The organism is Prochlorococcus sp. MIT 1201, from assembly GCF_047303415.1.
Classification (GTDB): domain Bacteria; phylum Cyanobacteriota; class Cyanobacteriia; order PCC-6307; family Cyanobiaceae; genus Prochlorococcus; species Prochlorococcus marinus_D.
The window spans coordinates 1,111,726-1,123,738 of record NZ_CP138947.1 but is presented as its reverse complement, the minus strand read 5'-3'; the positions used below and the strand labels follow the sequence as shown (position 1 = coordinate 1,123,738).

The 12,013-nt window shown below is 50.5% G+C and carries 10 protein-coding genes; 4 read left to right on the top strand and 6 right to left on the bottom strand.

All coding sequences use genetic code 11. The features are described 5' to 3' along the window. Positions 1 to 73: 73 nt before the first annotated feature. From ftsH to pyk, 3 genes are all read right to left on the bottom strand, one after another. The gene (ftsH, locus tag SIB41_RS05390; protein ID WP_413361051.1) at positions 74 to 1,993 is read right to left on the bottom strand and encodes an ATP-dependent zinc metalloprotease FtsH; all 1,920 of its coding nucleotides are present in this window, start codon (positions 1,991 to 1,993) and stop codon (positions 74 to 76) included. A gap of 320 nt (positions 1,994 to 2,313) precedes the next feature. After that, on the bottom strand, positions 2,314 to 3,543 hold the full coding sequence (locus SIB41_RS05385) for an ABC transporter permease (RefSeq protein WP_413361048.1): 1,230 nt from the start codon (positions 3,541 to 3,543) through the stop codon (positions 2,314 to 2,316). A 6-nt stretch (positions 3,544 to 3,549) separates the two neighbouring features. Beyond that, positions 3,550 to 5,334 (bottom strand): pyruvate kinase, encoded by a 1,785-nt coding sequence (pyk, locus tag SIB41_RS05380; RefSeq protein ID WP_063420350.1) that lies wholly within the window; start codon positions 5,332 to 5,334, stop codon positions 3,550 to 3,552. Between the two features lie 79 nt (positions 5,335 to 5,413). Between pyk and SIB41_RS05375 the strand changes: the two genes are divergently transcribed. Both SIB41_RS05375 and SIB41_RS05370 read left to right on the top strand, forming a co-directional pair. Continuing rightward, positions 5,414 to 5,743, top strand: coding sequence for a nucleoside triphosphate pyrophosphohydrolase family protein (locus SIB41_RS05375; protein WP_011130058.1), 330 nt, complete (start codon positions 5,414 to 5,416; stop codon positions 5,741 to 5,743). Then, a complete protein-coding gene (locus tag SIB41_RS05370; RefSeq protein WP_063403948.1) occupies positions 5,740 to 6,288 on the top strand; it encodes a hypothetical protein in 549 nt (182 codons plus the stop codon). Before SIB41_RS05375 ends, SIB41_RS05370 begins: the two co-directional genes overlap by 4 nt. Here SIB41_RS05370 and SIB41_RS05365 read toward each other — a convergent pair. Genes SIB41_RS05365 through ilvA form a run of 3 tightly spaced genes read right to left on the bottom strand, consistent with a single transcriptional unit; the run spans position 6,279 to position 8,729 of the window. Continuing rightward, complete coding sequence (locus SIB41_RS05365) at positions 6,279 to 6,587, bottom strand: YggT family protein (RefSeq protein ID WP_231901311.1); 309 nt, start codon at positions 6,585 to 6,587, stop codon at positions 6,279 to 6,281. The two genes, SIB41_RS05370 and SIB41_RS05365, sit on opposite strands and share 10 nt — an antisense overlap. 26 nt (positions 6,588 to 6,613) lie before the next feature. Then, positions 6,614 to 7,147: an SMC-Scp complex subunit ScpB gene (gene scpB, locus SIB41_RS05360; protein ID WP_063403949.1), complete on the bottom strand. Its 534-nt coding sequence runs from the start codon at positions 7,145 to 7,147 to the stop codon at positions 6,614 to 6,616. A 37-nt stretch (positions 7,148 to 7,184) separates the two neighbouring features. Then, on the bottom strand, positions 7,185 to 8,729 hold the full coding sequence (gene ilvA, locus SIB41_RS05355) for a threonine ammonia-lyase, biosynthetic (RefSeq protein WP_413361045.1): 1,545 nt from the start codon (positions 8,727 to 8,729) through the stop codon (positions 7,185 to 7,187). Between the two features lie 117 nt (positions 8,730 to 8,846). Between ilvA and dxs the strand changes: the two genes are divergently transcribed. Together dxs and SIB41_RS05345 are read left to right on the top strand one after the other, a co-directional pair. Next, a complete protein-coding gene (gene dxs / locus SIB41_RS05350) occupies positions 8,847 to 10,781 on the top strand; it encodes a 1-deoxy-D-xylulose-5-phosphate synthase (protein ID WP_413361410.1) in 1,935 nt (644 codons plus the stop codon). 4 nt (positions 10,782 to 10,785) lie between these two features. Then, positions 10,786 to 12,003: an NAD(P)/FAD-dependent oxidoreductase gene (locus SIB41_RS05345; protein ID WP_413361042.1), complete on the top strand. Its 1,218-nt coding sequence runs from the start codon at positions 10,786 to 10,788 to the stop codon at positions 12,001 to 12,003. The last annotated feature ends 10 nt before the right edge of the window (positions 12,004 to 12,013 follow it).

The window sequence follows — 12,013 nt, the reverse complement described above, 5'->3', positions numbered from 1 at the left end:
GAATGGGGATGGATTGTCCGGATCCATTCGCTGATGCTTGATTTCCTGGATGATTATTATTTAAATGCTAGTTCTATTGGCTCTGGAGGATAGGTATGCTTCTTTCCTTCTCTGGAACAGATGTAAACTCTGATACTACTGAAAGAAATTCTTCTCCGTCTATGGTTTCCTTTTCGATGAGGATTTCAACGAGTCTATCCATAGCTTCCCGATGTTGCTTGACGATTTTTACAGTTTCGCTATAGCAATGCTTAACCATTTCCCGAACTGCCTCATCTATTTGGCGGGATATTGCATCTGAAATCTCGCTTCGAGTCATCAGGTCTCGTCCAATAAATACTTCTTGATTTCCGCTCTCCAGAGAGACTGGCCCTAAATCGCTCATGCCAAAACGTGTCACCATTTGGCGTGCCATGGATGCTACTTGCTGGATGTCTCCACCTGCACCTGTTGTGATCTCTGCATCGCCAAAAACAACATCTTCTGCTGCTCTGCCTCCTAGTGCTCCCATGATTCGAGCCTTGAGTTGGGCTCGAGTCACCAGCATTTGCTCTTCATCTGGAGCAAACCATGTAAGCCCCTGAGCCTGACCTCGTGGTATCAGAGTCACTTTTTGGACAGGGTCATGATCTTTGACTAATGTTCCTATTAGCGCATGTCCAACTTCGTGGTAAGCGATCAATCTCTTGCTACGTCCATCAGTGAGTGGGCGCCCTTCCATGCCCGCGATGATTCTGTCAACGGCATCGTCAATTTCATCAAGGCTGATAGCCTTTTTACGACGTCTAGCCGTGAGGATTGCCGCCTCATTAAGTAGGTTGGCAAGGTCTGCCCCGGTAAATCCAGGTGTCCTTCGGGCTACATTCTTTAAGGAAAGATCTTCTTCAAGTTTCTTGTCACGTGCGTGAACTTCAAGAATTGCAAGTCGTCCTTTGATGTCTGGTGAATCCACACTGACTTGCCTGTCAAAACGCCCTGGTCGCATTAGCGCAGAATCCAGTACATCAGGACGGTTTGTTGCTGCAATAATAATGATTCCGCTATTACCTTCAAATCCGTCCATTTCTGTTAACAGTTGGTTTAGAGTTTGTTCTCGCTCATCATTCCCGCCACCTATTCCGGCACCACGTTGTCGGCCTACGGCATCAATTTCATCAATAAAGATTAGGCAGGGTGTGTTCTCTTTTGCCCGTTTGAATAAATCTCGGACTCGACTCGCGCCGACACCAACGAACATCTCTACAAATTCCGAACCAGAAAGTGAGAAGAAGGGAACACTTGCTTCTCCTGCAATGGCTTTGGCAAGCAGTGTTTTACCAGTGCCTGGAGGCCCTACCAGCAGAACACCTCTCGGAATTTGAGCACCTACCGAGGTGAAGCGTTCGGGTTTCTTCAGGAATGTCACCACTTCCTCAAGATCCTGTTTTGCTTCAGTTACACCTGCAACATCATCAAATTTGACTCCAGTTTCAGCTTCCATTGCGAAGCGGGCTTTTGTCTTGCCGAACTGCATTGCCTGCCCTGGGCCTCCAGGCATTGAGCTTGATCGACGGGCCAGCAGAATTAGGCCGCCAATGAGGAGTAACGGGAAGAGGAGATTGCCTAATAAGCCAAGCGCCGGCGGAGTGGTACGAGCAGGATGAATATCGAAACTGATCCCCTCGCTCTTGAGTGTGTTGATTAACTCCGGAGCAAGACCGGGGAGATCAACTCTTAGCCGTTGTACGCGATTGTCGAGTTCAGGATCTACGGCTTCCACTACTGCATTCCGTCCACCGTCGTAAATATCCACGGCGGTGACTCTTCCTGCTTCCACATAGTCGAGGAAGCGGCCGTAGCTCATCCGAGTAACCGCAGCATTACGCGGAGCCAGAGTTGTGTTACTCGGCTGCTCTCCTGTGAGCTTGCCATTTCCTAAAATTTGCCAGGCGAGCAGCAAGGCAACACCGATGGGCAGCAGCCAGAGAGCAATGAGACGCCAGCGTTGATTCATCTGCTATGGGATGGTTCACTGACTGTAACGGTGTCGATGGTTAGATCGTTGGCTGCTAGATCCTCTTCTGGCTCCATCTTTCTGAGCTTTTGAGCTCAGATTCCCACTTCCGCTTTTAGATGCTGCTTTGAGCTACCAACATCTTTGAGCCAAAAACCGTTTTGTTTTTTACAGAAAGAACGCGTTGGCTGATTGAGTCATCAATCCCAAGCAACCCGCTTTGCTTGCGTTGGGCGCTTGACCTCATTGTTTTCGCAGCTGGGGAGTTGTGATTGCTACCCCTTTTTTGATTTGCCTATTCTCTGAAAATCAAAAAGGATTTATAGGCGCCGGAGGGCAACGATTGGGTCAAGTCTTGCTGCACGTCTGGCGGGCAAAACACCAAAGATCAAACCAATTGATCCAGAGAGACTAACGGTGATTAGAACGACGTTTATTCCGATTGCTGCCGGGAGAGGGGTCAAAACTCCGATTGTTGTGACGGCGCCAACACCTACAGCTGTGCCAATGATGCCACCAAAGCTTGCAAGAACGAGTGACTCGATTAGGAATTGGCTCAATACATCGCTATTGCGAGCTCCTAGGGCCTTTCTTAGTCCGATTTCCTCAGTGCGTTCACTGACCGCAACCAGCATGATATTCATGATTCCGATTCCTCCTACTAGCAGCGATATCCCTCCGATTGCTGCCAACATGAGGGTCAGTCCTCCGGTGATTGTGTTGACGATGCTGAGGGCATCTTTCTGTGATCGAACTGCAAAGTCGTCATCTCTCAGGATTCGATGTCGTTGACGGAGCAGGTTGGTGATCTGGAATTTTGCTGCCCCCGTGCTTTCTTCATTTTTGGCTTCCACACTGATAAAACTAAGGCTGACGCCATAGGTTGGATCTCTGCCTGTGAGTCGGCTAACCATTGTTGTGAGTGGAATATAAGCGTTTTCATCTTGATTGTTTCCAAACACCGCTCCTTTAGGAGCCATTACACCGATTACTTCAAATGATTTATCCTTAATTCGTAGAGTCTTGCCGACTGCAGCACTCGTTGGAAAGAGTTTGTTGACAAGGTCGGGACCAATCACAACCACATTGCGTGCGCTACGAAGATCTATATCACTAATAAATCTTCCACGGGCTACTTCGAAGTTGCGCACTGGTAGAAACGATGGGGTCACCCCAGAGATTGAACTCGTAGCACTTTGGGCACCCGCTTGAATCACCTCGCTTGAGCTGATCTGTGGTGCGACTTCTTTCACGCTTGGAACTTGCTCAGCGATTGCATCTGAATCTTCGATGACGAGATTTCGCGGGAAGGCCACACCGCGACGACGAGTGTCGTTGTTGCCAGGCACCACAAACAACACATTGGCGCCCAGGTTGCTTAGTTGAGCCTCAGCCAGATTCTGAGCCCCCCTGCCAACCCCTACCAGGGTGATGACAGAAGCATTGCCGATCACAATGCCGAGCATTGTCAGGAGACTACGTAGGCGATTGGCTTTAAGGGTTGAGAACGCCATGCTCACCGTTTCGATGAGCGGAAGTGAGCTATTCATGAGCCCTCAGTCCATTGAGTCGAGCTTCATTGGCAGCTTGCCGCCTGTGCCGCGATGAACTTTGCCATTACTGAGCTGCATTGTTACCACCTCTCCTTCAAGCAGGTTTCTCGTGGCATGTGCTATCCCAATGATGAACGGAATCCCTAGGCGTTTTGAGATCATTTCTGCGTGGTATTCCTCTCCTTCTTGTTCTGTAATCACTCCTGCAGACTTTCTGATTGCATCGAGATAGTCATCGCTTGTTTCATGAATGACCAGGATCTCCCCTGGTTCAATTTTTGTTGAGTCGTTTGGTGAGAAAGCAAATCTGACCTTGCCGCTAACGGTTCCATTGCCAATACCGATCCCTTGGCCAAGTACTGCACTGACAATTCCTACTTTGACAAGATCTGTGGACCCGCTCACGCCAGCAAGGGTTCCTGCAGTTTGAATTGTTAGATCTCCTTCTTTGAGAAGACCCAATTCCTGGGCAACAGCAATTGCAGCACTAAAGGTTGCAGTGGTACTTTTTTGGGTTGGGACAAGCAGTGGGGTAACACCCCATGCCAATTGAAGTTTTCTTGCTACAGCCAATTCGTTGGTTACGGCCAAAATTGGCGCTGCTGGGCGGAATTTACTGACGTTGTGAGCAGTTGCACCACTTTCAGTTAGTGGCACGATTGCTGCCGCGTTGAGATGACTGGCGATGCTGCTTACGGCTGAACTAATCGCGTTGGAAATGGTGCTGGCTAGATAAGTTTCGATTGGACGCTGTGGATAGTCCCGTTCAATCCGTCTGGCAATGGTGGCCATCGTTTGAACCGCCTCCACTGGATAGTCTCCTACAGCGGTTTCGTTCGAGAGCATCACTGCATCAGTACCATCAAGGATCGCATTTGCTACATCACTGACTTCTGCTCTGGTGGGCCTCGGGCTTGAGGCCATCGAGTCGAGCATCTGGGTGGCTGTGATGATTGGAATTCCAAGGCTGTTGGCCTTGCGAATCAAATCCTTTTGCAGTAGAGGCACTTCTTCGGCTGGCATCTCAACGCCTAAGTCCCCCCTTGCAACCATGACTCCATCACAGAGAGGAAGGATTGAATCGATTTGATCAATCGCCTCAAATTTCTCGATCTTCGCGATCACTGGGGTGCTGTGCCCATGATCGCGGATGAGTTTGCGGATCTCTTTCATGTCCGAAGGGTTTCGCACAAAGCTCAGTGCGACCCAGTCCACCCCTTGCTGGAGGCCAAAGGCGAGATCTTGGCGATCTTTCTCTGTAAGGGCGCGAACCGAAAGCTGTACATCAGGGAAATTCACTCCCTTGTTATTTGAGAGCACCCCTCCCACCGTGACGATGCAGTGCAAGGTTTGTTCGCTTTGATCGATTTTTAAGACTTTCATCTCCACTCGACCGTCATCAAGCAAGATTCGGCTGCCGGTCGTGACTTCGTCTGCAAGCTTGTCGTAAGTGACGGTTGCCACTGACTGATTGCATTGAACTTGTTTGGAGGTCAGTGCGAAGGAATCGCCATTGGCCAGAGTGATAGGCCCCTTATCAAAACGACCCAGGCGAATTTTGGGGCCTTGCAAGTCTTGAAGAATGCCGATGTGCATTCCCAATTCATCAGAAACCTGACGGATGGTGGAGATGCGCTTGGCGTGCTCGTCATGGTCGCCGTGTGAGAAATTCAGCCGGAAGGTGGTAGCACCTACCTCAACGAGTTCTCGGATTCGTTCGGCGCTCTCGGTTGCCGGACCTATGGTGGCAACAATTTTGGTCCGTCGTGTCAGATCAATCTGGGCCATCAACGGGACCTGAAACATCGCGGAAACTACCATCCAGGCCTCAAAACGTAGTTATTGACAGCGTTGCCAATGATTTTCTATGGACATTAATCATTACCAGCATGGAGCTCGAGCTACGGCCCGCTATCCGAATGTGGGTCAGAACCCGATTTATCCAACCCTTGGGCTCACAGGTGAGGCAGGTGAAGTCGCGGACAAGGTCAAGAAGGTCCTTCGCGATCAACAAGGTGTTTTTGACCTTGATACACGCCAAGCAATCAAGCTTGAGTTGGGAGATGTGCTTTGGTATGTAGCCCAGTTGGCTAGTGAGCTGGGTTTTGATTTAGAAGATGTGGCTCAAGCCAATCTCGATAAGCTGGCTAGCAGGGCATCACGTGGCCAGATCTCAGGAAGTGGTGATCAACGATGAAGGAGAATTTTTTGCAAAGCTCCATCTTCAAGGTGGTGCTCACTGCTGTTTTACTGGTTTTTAATCTGGTTTTCAGTGATCAAGCCTTAGCGGCAACCCTCAGTGTGGATCAGTTGAGTATCGATGCTTGTGATCAAAAGGATCCAGGTGCGCAACCCAGTCTGACTAGGCCTATCGGCGCCAGTTGCTATGTGCTTTCAGGTGAGGTGACCAATCCAGGCAACTCTGCCGTGATTGATAGCGATGTTTTTGCTCAGATCTTGGATCCAAGTGGTGAACCTGTTTTGCCAAACCGCGCTCGGGTTGGTTCTATTGGCGACGTGCAACCCGGGTCAAGTATTTTTGCAGTGCGGTTGGCGATTCCGGCAGGAACTCCAGAGCCTTTACAAGTGAAGGGGGCAAAGGTAAAGGGATTCAAGGCTCCTGTTCGTACTCGTGCTGGAGACGATGATGAGCTGCTTCCGCTTGAACAGGCTGTAGACCCTGGTCTTTTATGGGGAACCAAGGCAGTGATCCCTTCGGAACAACCGCTAGATCAGCTGTAATAGCTCATTCCAGCATTAAAAGCGAGTTGAGACGTGTTTGTAAGCAATCCCTGCATGATTTGCAGGGCAAATATTGCCAGGATCGCAGAGAGATCTATGCCACCTATGGGAGGAATCAAACCTCGAAAGATATTGAGGTATGGGTCAGTGATTGAGCTGATGCTGCTTAGTATTGGATTTGACCAGTCGACATTGGGAAACCAGGTCAGCAGTATGCGGACGATCAGTACGAACGAATAAATCCCAATTGCCTGGACGAGCACTTGTATAACCTCGGACAGGATTTCCAGCGCGTTCATGGAGTCACTCAAGCTTCTATAGAACTCTATGCAACCTGAGAAGGTTCGGCTGATCCCAAATCAGGAAGTACTGAGAAGGTTCGATGGAACTTTTCAGAGAGCGTGAGCCAATAAGACCTGCCCTCGCTCTGTCGTTTGCGTTCGATGAAGTTCTGTGCAACGAGTTCTTTGATGTGGTCGTAGGCGCCTGATCCCCGTATATCGATCAGCTCCGATTGAAGAATTCTTTTTTTCAGGGCAATGGTGGCAAGGGTTCTGAGTGTTGCTATGGAAAGATCAACGGGTAAAAGGTTGTGGACCAGCTCGCCAAGGCCTGGACACAATTGAAGGCTATATCGACCATTGTTCTCTTGGATCTCTAAGGCTGTATCTCGCTGTGCATAGCCTGCCGTCAGCGCAAGTAGCGCTTGCTCAATCAGTTCTTCAGTCTCATTGGCTAGCTCTGCCATCTCTTTGAGCGTTACAGGGCGACCCTTCAAATAAAGAATGGCCTCTAAACGTGCTGGTAAGGAGAAGCTGGAGACCTCATCCCTCTCTTGAGCTGGGGAATCGGTGGCCATGGCAGGCCCTGCTATGGAATATGCCAAGTTACCGCGATCAAACGGTCTGTGCACCCAGAAATAAGCAGTAGGCGGGGTTGTTTGTTTCTTCCCAGTTTGGGTAGCCCAGATCTTCAAGAAAGCGCTGCCAATCGTCCATTTCGTTGTCCTGAACCAACACACCTACAACGATCCTGCCGACATCTGCTCCGTGATTGCGGTAGTGGAAGATGCTGATACTCCATTCAGGGTGAAGGGCACTAACAAAGGTCATAAGAGCTCCTGGGCGCTCAGGGAACTCAAAGCGATAGAGCAGTTCGCGACATCCATCTCGGCAAAGGGTTTTGGCTGAGGCAGGAAGCCGACCACCGACCATGTGACGAAGGTGCCCTTTGGTGAGCTCGTCGTTGCTGAGATCAAGGCATGCGAATCCTGACGACTGCAGTCGCGTTAAAAGCTTGGTTCGATCATCCAGGTCTAAAACCTGTACCCCGATGAATATTTGAGCTCTAGCCCCTTCTGCCATTCGGTAACTGAATTCGGTGAGATTTTTCCCTGCTAGGACGTTGCAGAGCTTTCGCAGGCTGCCTGCCTGCTCTGGGATTTCCACAGCGAGTATTGCTTCCCTTTCTTCCCCTAGCTCTGCTCTTTCGGCAACAAAACGAAGCCGTTCAAAGTTCATGTTTGCGCCACAGGCCACGGCCACAAGAGTGCGGTCTTGAAGATCACGTTTGGCGATATCTGCCTTCATGCCAGCAATTGCCAGTGCGCCAGCTGGTTCAAGAATTGAGCGGGTATCTTCAAAAACATCTTTGATCGCTGCACAGATTTCATCAGTGCTTACCGTCACCATCGCGTCTACGTGCATCTGGGCTAATGAGAAGGTGAGTTTGCCTACTTGACGTACAGCGACTCCGTCTGCAAATAGGCCAACATTGGGCAGCTGAATACGTTCACCAGCCTCAAGAGAGAGCTTCATTGCTGCAGCGTCGTAGGGCTCGACACCGATAATTTCGACTTGCGGCCACAAGCTTTTGACATAGGTGGCAATCCCTCCGATCAGTCCGCCACCGCCAACTGCGACATAGATTGCATCTGGTGGATCTTGGATCTGGCGCAGGATTTCTAGAGCAATCGTCCCTTGCCCAGCAATCACCTCTGGATCATCAAACGGGTGGATAAACGTGAGTCCATCTTTTTCACTGCGACGCATGGCCTCTTGGTAGGCCTCGTCGTAGGTCTCTCCATGAAGTGCGACTTCAGCGCCAAGAGCACGGACTGCCCGTACCTTCATTTCGGGTGTGGTGATAGGCATCACAATCACAGCTCTGCAATTGAGATAAGAGGCGCTCAGTGCCACTCCCTGAGCGTGGTTTCCAGCACTTGAAGCAATCACGCCACGCTGCAACTCTTCTTGGCTGAGAAGGGACATGCGGTTATACGCACCACGCAGCTTGAATGAGAAGACTGGCTGTAGGTCCTCACGTTTCAACCAGATCTTGTTGTGAAGACGGCGACTGAGGTTTTTGGCCAGTTCCAGGGGGGTTTCATGGGCTACGTCATAGACACGTGCCCTCAGAATCCTCTGTAGATAATCGTCCATCACGACAGTCTTGCAATATTCAGATCCGTCAACTGTTTGCACTTGCCAGGGTTGCTTTCGTCGTTCTATAGCTGAGAAGACCTAGATTGAATGGGTTGGAGTGGGACAGGAACGCGAATGCGTCTGAGCGAGTTAACCCATCCGAATCAGCTTCATGGCTTGAGCATTGCCGAGCTTGAGGATGTAGCACGTCAGATACGGGAACGCCATCTTGAGGTGGTGTCCACCAGTGGAGGTCATTTGGGGCCTGGGCTCGGTGTTGTTGAACTCACCCTTGCTCTTTATCAAACTCTTGATCTAGATCATGATCGAGTTGTATGGGACGTTGGCCATCAGGCTTATCCACACAAGCTGATTACTGGTCGATATGGCGACTTCAATACCTTGCGTCAGCAGGGTGGTGTCGCTGGCTATCTGAAGCGTTGTGAAAGTTCTTTCGATCATTTTGGTGCCGGCCATGCCAGCACCTCGATATCAGCGGCACTCGGCATGGCCGTTGCTCGTGAGCGTCGTGGTGAATCGTTCAAATGTGTAGCTGTAATTGGTGATGGGGCTCTTACTGGCGGCATAGCACTAGAAGCGATTAATCATGCCGGCCATATGCCCAATACACCTTTTCTGGTTGTTCTCAACGACAACGACATGTCGATTTCTCCGCCAGTCGGAGCGTTGTCGACCCATCTAAACCGCATGCGCCACAGCGCGCCTGTGCAGTTCATCTCGGATAGCGTCGAGGAGAGGGTCAAGAGTCTGCCTTTCATGGGAGGGGAACTGCCTGCCGAACTCGACCTGCTCAAGGGCAGTATGCGCCGATTATCCGTGCCGAAGGTAGGGGCTGTTTTTGAGGAGCTTGGCTTCACCTACATGGGCCCTATTGATGGCCATGACATTGAACGCATGGTTCGAACCTTTGAGACGGCTCATAAAGTTGGTGGCCCTGTCCTCGTTCATGTTGTTACGACCAAAGGCAAGGGCTATCCCTATGCCGAAGCAGATCAAGTTGGCTATCACGCGCAATCTGCATTTGATCTAAGTACTGGGAAAGCTCTTCCCTCAAAAGGAAAGAAACCACCGAGTTACAGCAAGGTGTTTGGCGAGACGCTCATCAAGCTTTGTCAGCAGGACAGCACTGTCGTTGGGATCACAGCCGCGATGGCCACAGGTACTGGCCTTGACCTCCTACAAAAGGCTGTCCCTGAGCAATACATCGATGTAGGTATCGCTGAACAGCATGCTGTAACTCTTGCTGCTGGGATGGCTTGTGAGGGGCTCAAGCCTGTGCTGGCGATTTACAGCACATTCCTGCAGCGCGCCTTCGACCAGTTGATTCACGACGTGGGGATTCAGAACCTGCCAGTGACCTTTGTGATGGATCGCGCAGGCATTGTTGGCGCTGATGGACCGACCCATCAGGGTCAGTACGACATCAGTTATTTCCGGGCCATTCCTAATTTCACCGTGATGGCGCCCAAGGATGAGGCTGAACTTCAACGCATGTTGGTGACATGTCTTCAACATCAAGGCCCTGCAGCTCTCCGTATTCCAAGAGGATCAGGCGAGGGAGTACCTCTGCTTGATGAAGGCTGGGAGCCTTTGGCAATTGGTCGAGGAGAAGTGCTTTGTGAAGGTGATGATCTTTTAATCGTTGCTTATGGAGTGATGGTGCCTGCAGCAATGATCACAGCTCAGCTGTTGCAGGAAGCAGGTATCAAGGCCACTGTGATCAATGCTCGCTTCCTAAGACCACTTGATCAAGCCTTGATTCATCCGTTAGCCCGTCGTATCGGTCGTGTCGTCACGATGGAGGAGGGTGCTCTTGCGGGTGGTTTTGGTGCCGCTGTGGTTGAGTCCCTTAGTGATCAAGATGTCTTGGTTCCAACGTTCCGAATTGGAATCCCTGATCAATTGGTAGATCATGCCAGTCCCCAACAGAGCCGTGAAGCGCTGGGGCTCACACCAACACAGATGTCTGAACGAATTCAAGAACACTTTTGCTTGAATTCGAAGCCTTCTCTTGTAGGGCAGGAAGCACGGCAGGCCCTGTCAACCTGATCAATTGACTGTTTTGGTTGCAGGTGCAGGGCCAGCAGGAGCTCGACTTGCACAACGACTTGCTAGCCAGGGGATTGCTGTAACTCTTGTTGAACGCTTAAGAGAAGCCAATCAAAATGCTTTTTCTAGTGCTGCCATCCCTATCCAGGCGGTGTCTGATCTCTGCATTCCTGCTGAAGCAATTGCCAGCCATTGGAATGGCTGGCAATTGGTGGATCCAGATGGAATTCAACATCAATGGTGGTCTCAAGATGACCTTGGTGTGGTTCTCAACTTCGGCTCGCTACGTCAACAGCTCTGGCAGCAAGCTATAGAAGCAGGTGTTGAATTTTTATTGGGTTGGAGAGTTCATACCGTTCTTACGGTCAATGACGGCGCAAACGTTGAATTGATTGGTCCCAATGGCTTGTGTCAAAAAAGGAGAGTGAGCTGGGTGGTAGATGCCACAGGTCATCGCCGCCTTTTATTGGGTTCAACTGCAGGATCCAAGCTTTCTGATACCGATTGCATGCTTGAAGGTGCTGGCGTTGAGTGGATCCTGCAGGGTGATCAAAAAACAACAGCTCACTGGCGTGACCGGGTTTGTTTTTTTTTGGGATGCCAGTGGATTCAACATGGTTATGGCTGGATTTTTCCCATGGCTGGTAATCAGTTGAAGGTAGGAGTTTGCCGTCTGCCTCCTCCACTGAAGGAGTGCCTCGAACCGATGAGCAGCATCTTGAACCGCCTGCTTATCAAGAACCAGCTTGATCAGCTACCAGTTATCGATAGACATGGCGGAATCTTGCGCAGCAGCTTAAGGCGCAGTGAAGCTCACGTTGTTGGCAGGATTGTTGGAGTTGGCGACGCTATTAGTACTGCCAATTTGCTTGGCGGAGAAGGCATCCGTCATGCTCTCGTTAGTGCAGAGGTGCTTACTCCTTTGCTTGTTGAAGCCTGCTGTCATCCACCCAGTTCAAATCAAGACAAAGACAACATGGTCTTAATGCAATTTGAACGGCTCCTGCGTCTTCGTTTGGGTTGGCGCTGGAATCTTTCAGGTCGCTTGGCAAAGCGAACATGGTGGGGTTTGTGCGATCAAAAAGGCGATCGACGCTTGTCAGGTTTGATTAATGGGCTGTCAATGCGAGTCAGCGCTGAAGATCTGAGCCGATTGTTGTTCGAATACCGCTTTGAGCGCTACGGACTCCGTCTTCTTCCTTATTTAATGGGCTGGCGATGAATTCGCCAGC

What these genes read in the sequence shown, in the direction of transcription:
- pyk (WP_063420350.1), bottom strand. Translation starts at nt 5,334, where the DNA reads ATGGCCCAGATTGATCTGACACGACGGACCAAAATTGTTGCCACCATA.
- SIB41_RS05365 (WP_231901311.1), bottom strand. Translation starts at nt 6,587, where the DNA reads ATGAACGCGCTGGAAATCCTGTCCGAGGTTATACAAGTGCTCGTCCAG.
- scpB (WP_063403949.1), bottom strand. Translation starts at nt 7,147, where the DNA reads ATGGCCACCGATTCCCCAGCTCAAGAGAGGGATGAGGTCTCCAGCTTC.
- SIB41_RS05370 (WP_063403948.1), top strand. Translation starts at nt 5,740, where the DNA reads ATGAAGGAGAATTTTTTGCAAAGCTCCATCTTCAAGGTGGTGCTCACT.
- ilvA (WP_413361045.1), bottom strand. Translation starts at nt 8,729, where the DNA reads ATGGACGATTATCTACAGAGGATTCTGAGGGCACGTGTCTATGACGTA.
- SIB41_RS05375 (WP_011130058.1), top strand. Translation starts at nt 5,414, where the DNA reads ATGGACATTAATCATTACCAGCATGGAGCTCGAGCTACGGCCCGCTAT.
- dxs (WP_413361410.1), top strand. Translation starts at nt 8,847, where the DNA reads ATGCGTCTGAGCGAGTTAACCCATCCGAATCAGCTTCATGGCTTGAGC.
- ftsH (WP_413361051.1), bottom strand. Translation starts at nt 1,993, where the DNA reads ATGAATCAACGCTGGCGTCTCATTGCTCTCTGGCTGCTGCCCATCGGT.
- SIB41_RS05385 (WP_413361048.1), bottom strand. Translation starts at nt 3,543, where the DNA reads ATGAATAGCTCACTTCCGCTCATCGAAACGGTGAGCATGGCGTTCTCA.